Consider the following 14,447-nt stretch of genomic DNA (forward strand, 5'->3'; position numbering starts at 1 on the left):
AATATCTTAAAAAAAGCAACCTTCCACCGATTACCATTTTACAAGAATTACCTAATAATATCAAGTGTTTATAAAAAAAATGTACAATGTATACCAAAGAATGTATACATTGTACAAATTTTATGTAATAAATTGGATTTGTTTAACTTGAAAAATATATTAGTAAATGAACCTTTTAATCATTTTTAGCAATATTTGTTATTGATTTTTTAATCATCTAATTACCTATAAGCTTTTTAGGTATTTTATTTCTTCTTTTGTAAGTTTTCTATACTCTCCAACTTTTAGATCTTCTATTTCAATTTTACCAATAGCAATTCTTCTCAAAGAATTAACGGGATGACCAATATGATCAAACATTTTTCTTATCTGCCTATTTTTACCTTCATACAAAACAACTTCAACAACTGTATCATTTTTATATTTTTTTGCAATTCTAATATCCGTTTTGGACGTTCTGTACTCTCCTAAGTCCAAACCTTTTCTTAACTTTGCCAGTTTGTCATCTGTTGGGAATCCCTTTACTTTTACCATATACGTTTTTGGAATGTGATGTTTTGGATGGGTTAGTCTATATGTCAATTCTCCATCATTGGTTATTATTAATAACCCTTCACTTTCATAATCTAATCTTCCTACTGGAAAAACCCTTTCTTTTTCCTTAATTAAATCAATAACCGTTTTTCTTTTTCTAGGATCTGTTACTGAAGAAATATATCCAACTGGCTTATTAAGTAATAAATATATGAATTTTTCTTTTTCACCCACTGGTTTGTTTTTATATTTTACAACATCTTTTTCCGAATTAATTTTTGTACCTAATTCTTTTACTACCTTATCATTAACTTTAATTAAACCAGCTAATATAAGTTCTTCCGCTTTTCTTCTAGATGCAATACCTGCATCTGCTAAATATTTTTGCAATCTAATTTCCATAATATCCTCCATTTATCTTTTGTATATCAGTAATTTCCTTAGAGTAATTAGAATAAGAATTTCTTTATTATAATGTCTAAGCAAAATTTAAAGTCAATTTTCTCAACGCTTTCTGTTGTCTTAATAGGTAACATGGTATACAGTTCATCGTCTATATAAACACTAAGATAACCCACTGTCACATTATCTTGTATAGGTGCATCCAAATATTCAGGAATGCTAATATCTTTTCGCACAACTTCATTATCATTTAACAACAAACCTACTTCTCCACCATAAAGTTCTATTGGTACATCTTTCACTTTACCATCAATTACTTCAACAGGGTCTAAGTTAATTTTACCCTCTACGACTTTTTGATATTCATAATTATCTAAAGCATAGTTCATTATTTTTTGAGTGTCTTGCCATTTATATTGACGATTATATGGCCAACCCGATCCTAAGACGACAGAAATAAACAGTTTCCCATCCCTTTCAACTGCACCAACAAAACAGTATCCTGCTTGATTTGTAAAACCTGTCTTTACACCGATAGCTCCATTCATTTGGTCTAAAAATGCATTTTTATTATATACGTGAAAATGTCTGTTATTTGTTAATTCATAAAATTGTTTGTTTCGTGTCCTAATAATTTCTCGAAATTGTTCATTCTCTAATGCATATTTAGCAATAATAGCTAAATCATAAGCTGTTGAATAATGCCCTTCTGCATCTAAGCCATTTGGTGTTTTAAAAGATGTATTATGGGCACCTACGTCTTTGGCTTTTTCCGTCATCATTTGAGCAAATTCTTCTACACTCCCACCTACATGTTCAGCAATGGCAATGGCTACATCATTAGAGGACTCTAACATAAGAGCATATAACAAATCACCTAAACGGTACTTTTCCCCTTCTCTTATATGTAATTGGACGTCAGGTGCCTGAGAAGCTCTTTTACTTACTTCTACTTCGTCTTCTAAGTTCCCATACTCCAGTACAATCATGGTTGTCATTATCTTTGTCGTACTTGCCATAGCCCTCTGCTCTGTTCCATTATGCTCCCACAACACTCTACCATTATCTCCATCCATTAATATAGCTGCAAGAGCATGGAGTCTTAAATCAACGTCCTCCGCACTGATAGAATTGTTAACTACCACGAACCCTAATATTATAGAAAATATAAGACATAAAAATCTTCTTTTCCTAAAAGAATGCATAAACAATAACCTCTAAGTTTTTCCTTATCTAATTTTATATCTTTTTCCCTATAAATATGCTTTTAAATTTTCTTAGAGATTTTTCTTTTCTGTGGTAACATCATTTATTTCTAATTGAACTTCTTCTTCTGCCTCTGTTTTAAATTTTGCTAGTTCCTCATCTTTTATTATAGGTAAATCTTCTAAAGATTGCATGCCAAAATTCCTCAGAAAGGCTTCAGATGTACCGAATAATAAAGGTCTACCAGGCGCATCCATTCTACCAACTTCACATACCAAATCATAATCTATTAATTTATTAACGGCATGATCCGATCGAACCCCTCTAATATGCTCAATTTCTGCTTTAGTAATGGGCTGCTTGTAGGCAATAATAGATAATGTTTCAAGTAAGATATCTGATAAGACAACTTTTTTAGGTTGAGCAGTAATTTTCCTAAGGTCATCATACATAGCTGCTTTGGTACACATTTGATAAGCATTGTCTAATTCAATAATTTGTATGCCTCTATCTTCACCTTGATACTTATCTATCATGTTTTTTATTATTTTTTTAGTTGTTTTTTCATCCTGTTCTATAACTTTTGCAATACTATCAACAGGTACAGATGTCCCCATCGTAAATAATATGGCTTCTATTACAGCTTCAATTTTACTCAATTGCATACATACTCCTTTTTCTTGTCAATTCACATAGGCTTTGATTTAATATTTTAAATTCACTCACCTTACAAAAGTAATTTCTATATCATCAAAATTGTTTTCTTGGGTGATATGAATTGCACCAATTTTTATAAGTTCTAGTATTGCAAGAAATGTTGCAATGATTTCTTGTTTTGATTTTGTTTTTTCTAACAAGTTATGAAAACTTAGTTTTTTAATGTTTTTAGACAAATCTTTAATATAATTTATCTTATCATTTATTGAGAATTCTTCCCTCTCAATCTTCCCAAAATTACTTCTAATCAAATCTACTTTATCTACTTGCTTTCTCATAACATTTTTAAATATTTTATAAAGTTTTGATAAATCAATGTCCGCCATTAATTTTTCTACTGGAATTTTTTCTTCGTAGTTTTTTATTTCTTCAGGAATAGTGGATTCCTTAAAAATAACTTTTTGTGCATCAATTTGCTTGTCCTTTAATTCACCACAAATAAACTTGTATTTTTTGTACTCTAAGAGCCTTTCTACAAGTTCTTCTCGTGGATCTATTTCAGATTCTTCTTCCATTTTTTCTTTTTTAGGGAGTAGCATTCTTGATTTTATACTAATAAGGGTTGCCGCCATAACTAAAAATTCACTCATAATATCTAAATTTTTATTTTCCATTTGTTTAATATATTCAAGATATTGATCTGTGATTGACACAATTGGTATATCATATATATTCACTTTGTTTTTTTCAATTAAATGTAATAATAAGTCTAGTGGTCCTTCAAATGCTTGAAGTTTAATTGAAATACTCATACGTCACTTACTTTCTTTATCTAAATAATAATTCTTCTATTGGTCTTAAAAGTATGGTAAAGAAGTTAAAAGCTACTAAAATAATAAAAAATAGTTTAATAAAATGTTCGTATTGATACAGCGCAAAATATTTTTTTGGTGATTTGCTAGCTATTAACAATCCTATATTAAATGATGGGAATGGAATAACCAAATTCACTAAAAACAAAGATATACTTAATAAAACAATACATCTAATAAAAAACTCCAAAAAATAATACAATTGTCTCATTGCTTCTGTTTCAGAAAAGAATCTAGTATATATGCTTAAATTAACAGCTAAGGTTTGATGTAAACTATAAAAAAGCAAGGCTACAACTAAAGTAGATCCTAAACCTACAATACCTAATATATAATTTGTCTTTTTATCCTTGATCCTATAAGCATAAGGTCTTGAAAAACCAACAAATGCTATTATAAAAAAAATCAATCCTAACGGATCAATATATTGCCTAATTTTATATATTGATTTTTTGTTTTGTGCGTTCTGTAAAGGGTTTAAATGCATATAGGCAATACTTTTTGGCACTTCATGTAAATACATTACAACTATTGCTGCTAAAACTATTGCTAAAAACTTTAATATTTCCTTAAGCATAATTAGTACACCTCATTTATTTATTCTTATTGATTATTGTATCAGAGTTATTATTACAACGCAAAAGATTTTATTATAAGATTATTTTACTTGTTATTACTTAGATTTTCAACACAAAAAAAAGCAAAGAACGGATTAATCTACCTTCCAGAACTCTTAAACAAAAGATGTGTAATTTTTGCAAATCACACATCTTTATAAAAGAAAAAATTCAGTTATTGTTTTTATAGTTTAAAAGCACTTACGATTTCATTTAAATTATTAGCCGTATGGGTTAATACTTTTGAAGATTGATCAACTTGTACTGTTTGACTTATAATTTCTTTGACCATATGTATTGCCGTTAGACTTTCATCTTCACTTCTATTTGTATCTCTATCCAATTTCGCCGCTGCTTGTTCAGTCCCTTTTGCAATTTCATTAAGTTCTATAGCTTGAATACTTACCAATTCAGATATTGATTTCACTTTATCAGCTATATCTTCAATTTCCCCACCAATTTCTTTGAATGTATGAACTGAATTTTTTACACTTGAACTCCCAATATCTACTTGGTTAGATATTTCTTTTACACTATTAATTGTTTTTGTAGCTTCTTCTTGAACATATTTTATAAGACTAGAAATAGATACAGTAGCTTTTTCTGACTCTGTTGCTAGTTGAGAGACTTCATTAGCAACAACAGCAAACCCTCTACCATGCTCACCAGATCTTGCTGCTTCTATTGAAGCATTTAATGCAAGCATTTGAGTTTGCTTGCTAATTTTTTCAATGACATCAACAACTTCACTGATTTCTTCTGAGTATTTTTTTAATCCTATAATACTTTCTTGAGCTATCTTCATAGAATTTTCTAGCCCTAACATAGTCTCTAATACTTCTATGGTATTTTTTTCACTGATTTTTGCCTTATTACTAGTATTTGTAGTTTTCTCATTAACCCCTTCTAATATGTCATCTATATTAACAATTGAGTTTGATAAGATATTAAATTTTTCTTGAGTGTTCTGAAAAATTTGATTGTGTTCAACAGAGTTGTTAACCAGATCCCCTACAATACCTTCTATATTTTTAGCATTATTATAAAAGCTTTCCGTCATCCCTGATAATTCAATAGCAGAATTCTTCGAATCCCGTGACGATATGCCAATTCTTTTTATAATAGTCATTTGATTATTAATAAATTTATTAAACCATCTTGAAAGTTCACCAATTTCATCATTAGACATTTTTTCCACTCTTAAGGACAAATCACCTTCACCTTCTGCAATCTCTTGTAAAATATTAACAGTTTTATTAATTGATTTTACTACATCAAATTTAATCAATGCATACATTATAACAAGATTAGCTAACCATAATAAATAATTGGAAAAGGGAACAATAGAATTTAAAACAGTTAATGAACCGCTTAATATTCCAAATTTTAATGGGATTTTAAAATTCAAACTTTTAAATTTATATATTTCTTGAATATCTCCTTCACACATCATACCCCAAATTTCATCAGAATGTGGCGGCGTAATAAGAATGCCTTTACCACCTACATATATATGTCTATATTCAGGATACCCTGGCCAGCTGTTTAGATTCTGTCCCGTTTTTATAGTATTTAAGACGCCTTCATGGAGTTCATTTGTTGCAGGGTCTTTAAATACAATTTCAAATTCTGTGTGTTTTTTTATTTTTACAGTGCCCCATTTTTTTGTACTAATACCGTCCTTTAAATTTTCTCCACCAGTAAAAGTATTGTCTTCAAAGCGACTTCTAGAAATGGCTGTACCTATTTGAATATCCCTGTTGGTTTTAACCATAAAAAGATAATTATCACCAGACTCCTTGTAAACATGCGTATCTTCGTCCTGTATAACATCACTCATAACATCATTAGGAACTCTACCGCATAAAATAGATATTTTACCATCGTTTTCAAAAGGCAAAGAAAACATTAAGGTTACTTCATCAAAAAATTTTGAAGAGCAATTGCCTATTTTCAGTGTATCTTCATCTATGTATGGCCCATACATAAAAGGTTTATTTTGTTGTCCTATATTAAAATTTGGCAAATCTTTTCTTATTCTCCCTATTTGCCCTTCATATGTAGAAATATTAACTTGTCCTTGGGAATTAATGATAAAGAATTCAGAAAAATCTTCAAATCTTTTTCTTTTATCTTTTAAGATGTTAATTAGATCTTCAAAATCTACGCCATTTTGACCTAAATACGCTAGAATTGTGTCTCTTGTCAATTGCATTGCGACCCACATATCCTGAAACCAGTTGTCAAGAGCTCTTTTTCTACCATTAGCAATACCTTCAAATATTTTTTCTGACTGATTTTTAAGCTTTTTGTTTAGCAAATACGATAAATAATATTTTCTGTCCATACCATCGCTCCTAATATAATGAATGTTGTTAATTAAGTCTATTCATTTTATAAAATTTTTCCTATTTATATTCTATTGTTAAAAGGGATGTATGTCAACAGTTTAATGTGATTTTGATTTATTCACCGGACATTTCGTGCAAGTATTTTATTTTTATGTTTCATTTAATTCACAAATCAACTTTGTATCAATAGGAAAGAGAAATTTTCTATAACACAAAAAAACAGATAAATACCATTCAATGGTACTTATCTGTTTAATAATTACTTAAATAACATTCTTAGTACTTTACTAAAACTGAATCCAAATGTTGTTTCTTCTACTTCGTCTTTTGCAACGATTTCAATTTTCCCGATTTCTTGACCAGCTAACTTATAGACCACTTCTCCAATTACTTGACCTTTTTGAATTGGTGCTTGTATGGACTCTGGAATAATGATGTCTTTTGTTATTTCATTTGCACTATCTTCTTTACCTAGCACATAACTAAAATTATCTTTTACAATTGCTTCTACTGTATTAATTTTACCTCTTTTAACTGGTACTACTTGAAGGATATTACCCTTTAATTTGTCTTCATAAACGCTTACGTTAGCAAAACCATAGTCAAGAAGTTTCATTACTTCGTCAAATCTTGTTTTATAGTCAGGCGCTGCCATTACCACACCAATTAACTGCATACCATTTCTTTCTGCAGTTCCCGACAAACAATACAATGCTTGACTCGTTGAACCAGTTTTTAAACCCGTAGCACCATTGTACCATTTGATAAGTTTATTTGTACTTGTTAAACCAAACTCTTCTTCTCCTCTTTTTGTTCGATGAATAATACTATCTTGCCAAATAGTTGTATATTCAAATATTTGAGGGTATTTGGTTATTAATTCTTGTGACATTAATGCAATGTCATAAGCAGTTGTTAAATGCTCATCATGATCTAATCCATTGCTATTCATAAAATTGGTATTGACCATTCCCAATTCTTTTGCTTTGTTGTTCATAGCATTTACAAAAGATAATTCACTACCAGCAATATGTTCAGCCATAGCTACTGATGCGTCATTAGCAGATGCAATGGCTATACATTTTATCATGTCATGTACCGTTTGAATTTCTCCAGGTTCTAAATAGACCTGTGATCCTCCCATACTAGCTGCATGTTCACTAACAACGACTTCATCTTCTAATTTTATTGTCCCATTATCTAATGCTTCAAAAATTAAAAGCAATGTCATTATTTTAGTTACACTAGCTGGTCGAAGTTTTTCATGTGCATTTTTTTCATAAATTACTTTACCACTAGTTGGTTCCATCAAAACTGCTGATTTTGATTGAATTTCTAAACTATCCTTACTTTCTTGGGCAAAAATAATCCCTGGATCTACTGCACTGAATGTTAAAATAACGGTTATGAGTAAAGTGATGATTCTTTTCATGTTTACCCGCTCCTTTAAGCTATAATAATTGTCAATTCGATTTCAGTTTTGCTTAATTTATTTACTCACAATATATTTTGTCTCTACTGTTTGTAGAACTACATCGTGTAAATCACATATTGAAATCTTATATCCGTTACTATTAGAGTAAACATTTTTTTAAAAAATATTCATTTTTAGCATTATTTTGTTATGGTCATAATCCTATATCACTAAAATTTAAAAATACCATCTCTCGTTACATATCCTTTGATTAATTTATTCATTTTGGGTTGCTCTTTTTTAATTACATACGCTTTAATGAATTTTTCTTTTGCTTCTTCTAATTTATTCCTATCATTAGCGTATATGGTTCCTACTGATTCACCTTCTGCTACATAATCACCTATCTTTTTATTAATAATAAAACCTACTGATAAATCAATATCACTTTCTTTTGTTTCACGTCCACCACCAAGAATAAGGGTTGCAATGCCAATTTGTTCTGTTTTTATTTCATTTACAAAACCTTCAACTACAGAGTGAATACTTTCAATAAATTTTGCCTTTGGAAATAGATCTACATTATCTACAACTTCTTCTTCTCCATTTTGTCCTTTTATAAATTCCTTAAATTTCCTTATAGCACTACCATCTTCAATGGTTTTCATTAATAGTTGTTTTCCTTCTTCAATGGTCTCAACATGCTTTACGCCTTTTAACATATAGCTACCTAGATGAATACATAAGGCCTCTAAGCTTTTATCCCCCATCCCCTTCAGTGTTTGGATGGCTTCAATTACTTCTAAGGCGTTACCCACTGCTCTCCCTAATGGTTGATTCATATCGGAAATAATAGCATAGGTTTGCCTTCCTACAGCATTTCCTATTTTCACCATAGCCTCTGCTAACTTAAATGCATCCTCTTCATTTTTCATAAAAGCACCATTACCTGTTTTTACATCCAAAACAATTACCTCTGCACCAGAGGCTATTTTCTTACTCATTATACTACTTGCAATAAGGGATAAATTATCAACTGTGGCTGTTACATCCCTTAGAGCATATAATTTTTTATCCGCTGGAGCAATATCTGTTGTTTGCCCAGCTATGGCGATTTTAATATTATTGACATTGTTAATAAACTCATCTTTTGAAAGAGCGGTATTAAACCCTTGAATACTTTCTAATTTATCAATTGTGCCACCTGTATGACCTAATCCTCTACCAGACATTTTAGCCACTGGTATCCCTAATGCTGCGACCATAGGTCCTAAGATTAAAGATGTTTTATCACCAACGCCACCAGTACTATGTTTATCCGCTTTAATTCCTGTGATTTCCGATAAATCTAACTGTTCACCACTTTCCGCCATTGCCATTGTAAGGGCAACGGTCTCTTCTTCATTCATTCCATTAAAATATATGGCCATAAGAAAAGCTGATACTTGATAATCAGGAATTAAACCCTTTGTATATCCCTCTATAATAAACTTTATTTCTTCATCTAATAATGTTTCTCCATTACGTTTTTTTATAATTAAATCGTACATTCTCATACTGTCACCTAAATTTTATCTACGATATGTTTTATTAGATTTTTAAAGGCTTCTTTGACTCTTTGAGATGTTTCTACCACTTCATCATGATTTAAAGGCTGGTCTAGAATACCCGCCGCCATATTGGTAATACAGGATATCCCTAATACTTTTATTCCTGCATGGACAGCAGTAATGACTTCTGGAACTGTTGACATTCCAACTGCATCACCACCTAAAGTTCTGACCATTCTTATTTCTGCTGGTGTTTCATAAGTTGGTCCTGTCAGACCACAATAAATCCCTTCTTTTATATCTAAATCAAGGTCCTTGGCACATTCTTTTGCCACTTGAAACAACCCTTTATCATAAGCACTGGACATATCTGGAAACCGAGGTCCAAATTCATCATAATTAGGTCCAATCAATGGGTTATTGCTCATAAAATTAATATGATCTTCAATAATCATTAAATTACCTGGTTCAAAATCCACATTTACCGATCCCGCTGCATTGGTTACAATGAGTGTTTTTATGCCTAATTTTTTCATCACTCGTATAGGCATAACCACCTCTTCCATAGTGTATCCTTCATAATAATGAAATCTTCCTTGCATAGCAATGACAATATTTTTTCCTAACTCACCTACAACAAATTGACCTTTATGCCCTTCAACCGTTGATACAGGAAAATGAGGTATATCTTTATATGAAATCATTACTGGATTCTCAATTTGCTCAGCCAAGTCACCTAATCCTGATCCTAGTATCAATCCAATTGTAGGTTGTTTATCTAATTTTGATTTCAAATACCCTACTGCTTCATTAATGTTTTTCATCGATATACCCTCCTATTATTTCATTAGCAAAACTTTCACCTAATGAGATTGGCTTAACATTTAGTATTTCACCAATCGTTTGACCTATATCTGCAAATGTTAATCTAGTTCCTAAGTTCACATCCCTTTTCAAAGATAACCCATAACCAACAAAAGGTACGAATTCTCTTGAATGGTCTGTACTTTCTGTTGTTGGATCACATCCATGATCAGCCATTATAAATAAAATATCATTATCCTTCATAGCATCTATGATTTCAGGTATTCTACCATCAAACTCTTCCAATGCATTGGCATATCCAATATGATCGTTTCTATGTCCATATTTTGAATCAAAATCAACTAAATTTGTAAATATTAAACCTTTCGTATCTTTTTTTATATATTCTATTGTTTTATTAACACCGTCCATATTGTCTTTTGTATGAATAGCTTTTGTAATGCCTTTTTTTGCAAATATATCTTCTATTTTACCAATCCCTATAACATCTAAATTGGCTTCTTTTATATGATCTAATAATGTCCCTGCTGGTGGTTCCAATGAAAAATCTTTTCTATTGGCTGTACGTGAAAAGTTACCGACTTCTCCATTAAATGGTCTTGCAATGACTCTTGCTACAGCATTAATACCTACTAATTGTTCCCTAGCAATTTGACATATTTCATACAGTCTCTCTAATGGAATAATATCTTCATGCGCCGCAATTTGAAAAACACTATCTGCCGATGTATAAATTATTGGATAGCCAGTTTTTATATGTTCTTCTCCTAATTCCTTGATGATTTCTGTTCCAGATGCGGCATAATTACCTAATATCTCAGTGCCTATAGCCTCTTTAAATGGGTTTATAATCTCTGTTGGAAAGCCCTCAGGATATATTGGGAAACCATTTTCAGAATACACACCAACCATTTCCCAATGGCCCGTTGTGGTATCCTTACCTTTTGATTTTTCTGCAACTCTTGCAAAAACACCTGCTGGATTAATGCTTCTATTAAGTCCTTTAATATTGTCAATATTGCCTAAGCCTAATTTAATCATATTGGGTATTTTTAACCCACCGATAGCTTTGGATATATTTCCTATTGTATTACTACCTACATCTCCAAATTCATGGGCATCTGGTAACTCACCCATACCTACGCTATCTAAAATTATCCATATTATTCTTTTCTCCATATAGATCACCTTACTTTCTATATTATTTATAATATTATATTAATAAGATTGCTTTTTTAACCAACTTTAGATCAAAAATCCTTAATCCCTAACAAGTTTCCTATCTACAAATTAATATCCATATAAATATCTATAATTTATTATCCTATTAAATCCTTTTTTTGTCAAAAATAAATTATTTTTAATTTTAGTATTGACATTTTATGTATTTATAATTATAATATGAATCAGGAGTTAGGTAATAATAATTATTATCTAATAATAATTTAAAATTAATTTCTTGGGAGGAAATATATTATGAAAAAATGGATTTGTACAATTTGTGGATATTCTCATGAGGGAGATGCTGCTCCAGATAGCTGTCCTCAATGTAAAGCACCAGCAACTAAATTCGTAGAACAATCAGGTGAATCATTAGCTTATGCTGACGAGCATCGTATAGGTGTTGCTAAAGACGTTGACGCTGAAATTATTGAAGGTTTAAAAATGAATTTTACTGGAGAATGTACAGAAGTTGGTATGTACTTAGCAATGGCTAGACAAGCTGATCGTGAAGGCTATCCAGAAGTTGCTGAAGCATATAAAAGAATTGCTTGGGAAGAAGCAGAACATGCTGCTAAATTTGCTGAATTACTAGGTGAAGTTGTTGTTGCTGATACAAAAACAAACTTACAAATGCGTGTAGATGCTGAACATGGTGCCTGTCAAGGTAAGTTAGATTTAGCAAGAAGAGCTAAGGAATTAAATTTAGATGCAATTCATGATACAGTACATGAAATGTGTAAAGATGAAGCAAGACATGGAATGGCTTTCGCAGGACTGTTAAAAAGATACTTCTAATCCTTTTTGATATACATTGAACGCTTAATTAGGTCAATTAAGCGTTCAATAAAAACATTATACTTATACCTTTTTATATGGGCCATAATCCTTTGCCCCTGAGGATTATGGCCCATCTTAGAATTCACAAAAGCGTATGCAACTTAAATTGCATACGCTAATTTTATGCTCTAGGATGAGCCTTTGAATACACTTCTTTTATTTTATTGTTATTGATTTTTGCATAAATTTGAGTTGTCGATATATCTGAATGTCCAAGCATTTCTTGAACAGATTTTAAATCTGCCCCATTTTCCACTAAATGAGTTGCAAAAGAGTGTCTTAACATATGTGGTGTGATTTTTTTATTGATATTGGCTTTGTTTGTATAGTATTTTATAACTTTCCAAAACCCTTGTCGACTCATAGGCTCCCCTGAACAATTTACAAACAAGTTTTTTTCGTCTTTGTTTTTAAGCATTACATAACGGCCTTGCTCTAAATATTGTTTCAATGCCTCTTTAGCAACTGTTCCAATAGGTATAATTCTTTCTTTTTTGTCGTCTTGGCACCTAATATAGCCTAAGTTCAGATTCAAATCCTCTACTTTTAAATTAATTAACTCTGTTACCCTTATACCCGTAGCATAAATAACTTCTAGCATTGCTTTATCTCTAAGTCCCTTTGCATTGGCATCACTAGGTTGGTTAAGCAATATGTCTACTTCTTCTGTTGTTAATACATCAGGTACTTTTTTTTCTATTTTAGGAGATTTTATACTCTCAGTAGGATCTTCGTCAATTATTCCTTCTTTGAATAAATAATGAAAAAATGCCCGAATAGAGGCAACATTTCTTGAAATAGTAGAAGTTGCTCTACCCTCTTTTTCCAAATAAAGTATGTAGGAATTAAGATTTGTAATATTAATCTTCTTGATTACTTTAAAGTCTTGCACATAAAAGTAATCTACTAACTTTTGCAAATCTCGTTGATAAGACAAAACTGTATTCTGAGAAGATCCTTTTACATCTTTAAGATATGAAATAAAATTTAGTAAGGCTTCTTCCATGATTTATTCTTCCTTTTGTTATATTTGACATTATCAAAACAGGTTAAATCTCTAAAGAAGATTTGATAATCTCTCAGTAAATATAATTATATAACTTGTTTATGTGAAAATCAAACATTTTTTGCAGTATTTTCCATACATATTTCGAGCCTTGAAACAAAAAATACAATATGCAGAAGTTTTTCGAAAACAAACTACAACATATTGTATTTTTTTAGTGTTTTAAATTATTTTTCATAATTTTTAATTATTTCAATTCAATTCCAAGTTGCTTCACTTATATTCTTTGAATCATCCATCTAACGATACCTGGGTTAACAAAAGTCTCAACTAATGCCCCTATAATAATAACCAGAGTACAAAGTAATAGTACTAAAATATATTCCGTAAATAATTGTTTGTTATTTAATCGATAACTTTTTGTAGCTGCTAATTTTTTATAATATAAAGTAGCACATAATTCAAAACTTTTATGTATTAAATACAATACCAAAGGAACATAAATCAAAAAATGCGGAAATAAAAATACCAAATTAAGCAAAATGCCTTTACTTCCATATACTATAGTTCCTAAAGAAAGCATAAACCCAAAGGATATTCCAAAATAAAGTAAGGCAATTACTATTGTAGGAATACCAAAAAAAGTCAAACCAAAAAACCATATGTATAATACAATTCTAATTCTGTTCAATACAATATGTCTAAGCAAATCTATATGATTTAATGTTATACTAGAATATTTATCCAAGAAATAATTATTTAAAATACCTAATTCATCTTTTTGGCTGGGATCTAAATAGTTGGCAAATATTGATCCGATTATAACACCAACAACAAATAATATTAAAAAGGTTAAATTTCTATTTATTTTTATATTTAATTTTTTTATGGCTCTACCCACTCACATCTACTCCTTTATCCCTAGTGTTTTTTGCTAACTGTACATTTTATT

The 14,447-nt window shown here is 30.5% G+C and carries 13 protein-coding genes; 1 reads left to right on the plus strand and 12 read right to left on the minus strand.

Annotated elements, in window-relative coordinates:
* Window positions 1–225: 225 nt before the first annotated feature.
* From EDC18_RS07760 to EDC18_RS07805, 10 genes are all read right to left on the minus strand, one after another.
* Window positions 226–936, minus strand: coding sequence for a pseudouridine synthase (locus EDC18_RS07760; protein ID WP_132251915.1), 711 nt, complete (start codon window positions 934–936; stop codon window positions 226–228).
* Window positions 937–983: 47 nt separating this feature from the next.
* Complete coding sequence (locus EDC18_RS07765; protein WP_132251917.1) at window positions 984–2,141, minus strand: D-alanyl-D-alanine carboxypeptidase family protein; 1,158 nt, start codon at window positions 2,139–2,141, stop codon at window positions 984–986.
* Between the two features lie 72 nt (window positions 2,142–2,213).
* Window positions 2,214–2,807 (minus strand): SMC-Scp complex subunit ScpB, encoded by a 594-nt coding sequence (gene scpB, locus EDC18_RS07770; protein WP_132251919.1) that lies wholly within the window; start codon window positions 2,805–2,807, stop codon window positions 2,214–2,216.
* A gap of 57 nt (window positions 2,808–2,864) precedes the next feature.
* Window positions 2,865–3,611 carry a segregation and condensation protein A gene (locus tag EDC18_RS07775; RefSeq protein ID WP_132251921.1) on the minus strand — a complete coding sequence of 249 codons (747 nt, stop codon included), beginning with the start codon at window positions 3,609–3,611 and terminating at the stop codon, window positions 2,865–2,867.
* A 16-nt stretch (window positions 3,612–3,627) separates the two neighbouring features.
* Window positions 3,628–4,248: a hypothetical protein gene (locus EDC18_RS07780; RefSeq protein WP_132251922.1), complete on the minus strand. Its 621-nt coding sequence runs from the start codon at window positions 4,246–4,248 to the stop codon at window positions 3,628–3,630.
* Between the two features lie 224 nt (window positions 4,249–4,472).
* Window positions 4,473–6,635, minus strand: a complete 2,163-nt coding sequence (locus tag EDC18_RS07785; protein ID WP_132251924.1) for a methyl-accepting chemotaxis protein — start codon at window positions 6,633–6,635, stop codon at window positions 4,473–4,475.
* A gap of 263 nt (window positions 6,636–6,898) precedes the next feature.
* Window positions 6,899–8,071: a D-alanyl-D-alanine carboxypeptidase family protein gene (locus EDC18_RS07790; RefSeq protein ID WP_132251926.1), complete on the minus strand. Its 1,173-nt coding sequence runs from the start codon at window positions 8,069–8,071 to the stop codon at window positions 6,899–6,901.
* Window positions 8,072–8,283: 212 nt separating this feature from the next.
* The gene (locus EDC18_RS07795) at window positions 8,284–9,609 is read right to left on the minus strand and encodes a pyrimidine-nucleoside phosphorylase (protein ID WP_132251928.1); all 1,326 of its coding nucleotides are present in this window, start codon (window positions 9,607–9,609) and stop codon (window positions 8,284–8,286) included.
* An 8-nt stretch (window positions 9,610–9,617) separates the two neighbouring features.
* On the minus strand, window positions 9,618–10,427 hold the full coding sequence (locus tag EDC18_RS07800; protein WP_132251930.1) for a purine-nucleoside phosphorylase: 810 nt from the start codon (window positions 10,425–10,427) through the stop codon (window positions 9,618–9,620).
* Window positions 10,414–11,607, minus strand: coding sequence for a phosphopentomutase (locus EDC18_RS07805; protein ID WP_132251932.1), 1,194 nt, complete (start codon window positions 11,605–11,607; stop codon window positions 10,414–10,416). Before EDC18_RS07805 ends, EDC18_RS07800 begins: the two co-directional genes overlap by 14 nt.
* Before the next feature lie 297 nt (window positions 11,608–11,904).
* Here EDC18_RS07805 and EDC18_RS07810 point away from each other — a divergent pair, with 297 nt between their 5' ends.
* The gene (locus EDC18_RS07810) at window positions 11,905–12,447 is read left to right on the plus strand and encodes an NADH peroxidase (protein WP_132251934.1); all 543 of its coding nucleotides are present in this window, start codon (window positions 11,905–11,907) and stop codon (window positions 12,445–12,447) included.
* A 163-nt stretch (window positions 12,448–12,610) separates the two neighbouring features.
* Here EDC18_RS07810 and xerD read toward each other — a convergent pair whose 3' ends face one another.
* A complete protein-coding gene (gene xerD, locus EDC18_RS07815) occupies window positions 12,611–13,495 on the minus strand; it encodes a site-specific tyrosine recombinase XerD (protein ID WP_132251936.1) in 885 nt (294 codons plus the stop codon).
* A 277-nt stretch (window positions 13,496–13,772) separates the two neighbouring features.
* The gene (locus EDC18_RS07820) at window positions 13,773–14,396 is read right to left on the minus strand and encodes a stage II sporulation protein M (RefSeq protein ID WP_132251938.1); all 624 of its coding nucleotides are present in this window, start codon (window positions 14,394–14,396) and stop codon (window positions 13,773–13,775) included.
* Window positions 14,397–14,447 lie beyond the last annotated feature (51 nt).

Origin of the sequence: Natranaerovirga pectinivora, from assembly GCF_004342165.1 — a bacterium.
Taxonomy (GTDB): Bacteria; Bacillota; Clostridia; order Lachnospirales; family DSM-24629; genus Natranaerovirga; species Natranaerovirga pectinivora.

Bases quoted from the DNA above. Each gene is read 5' to 3' on its own strand.
- EDC18_RS07780 (WP_132251922.1), bottom strand. From the start codon at position 4,248: ATGCTTAAGGAAATATTAAAGTTTTTAGCAATAGTTTTAGCAGCAATA.
- EDC18_RS07790 (WP_132251926.1), bottom strand. From the start codon at position 8,071: ATGAAAAGAATCATCACTTTACTCATAACCGTTATTTTAACATTCAGT.
- EDC18_RS07800 (WP_132251930.1), bottom strand. From the start codon at position 10,427: ATGAAAAACATTAATGAAGCAGTAGGGTATTTGAAATCAAAATTAGAT.
- EDC18_RS07760 (WP_132251915.1), bottom strand. From the start codon at position 936: ATGGAAATTAGATTGCAAAAATATTTAGCAGATGCAGGTATTGCATCT.
- EDC18_RS07785 (WP_132251924.1), bottom strand. From the start codon at position 6,635: ATGGACAGAAAATATTATTTATCGTATTTGCTAAACAAAAAGCTTAAA.
- EDC18_RS07810 (WP_132251934.1), top strand. From the start codon at position 11,905: ATGAAAAAATGGATTTGTACAATTTGTGGATATTCTCATGAGGGAGAT.
- xerD (WP_132251936.1), bottom strand. From the start codon at position 13,495: ATGGAAGAAGCCTTACTAAATTTTATTTCATATCTTAAAGATGTAAAA.
- EDC18_RS07775 (WP_132251921.1), bottom strand. From the start codon at position 3,611: ATGAGTATTTCAATTAAACTTCAAGCATTTGAAGGACCACTAGACTTA.
- EDC18_RS07795 (WP_132251928.1), bottom strand. From the start codon at position 9,609: ATGAGAATGTACGATTTAATTATAAAAAAACGTAATGGAGAAACATTA.
- EDC18_RS07805 (WP_132251932.1), bottom strand. From the start codon at position 11,607: ATGGAGAAAAGAATAATATGGATAATTTTAGATAGCGTAGGTATGGGT.
- scpB (WP_132251919.1), bottom strand. From the start codon at position 2,807: ATGCAATTGAGTAAAATTGAAGCTGTAATAGAAGCCATATTATTTACG.
- EDC18_RS07765 (WP_132251917.1), bottom strand. From the start codon at position 2,141: ATGCATTCTTTTAGGAAAAGAAGATTTTTATGTCTTATATTTTCTATA.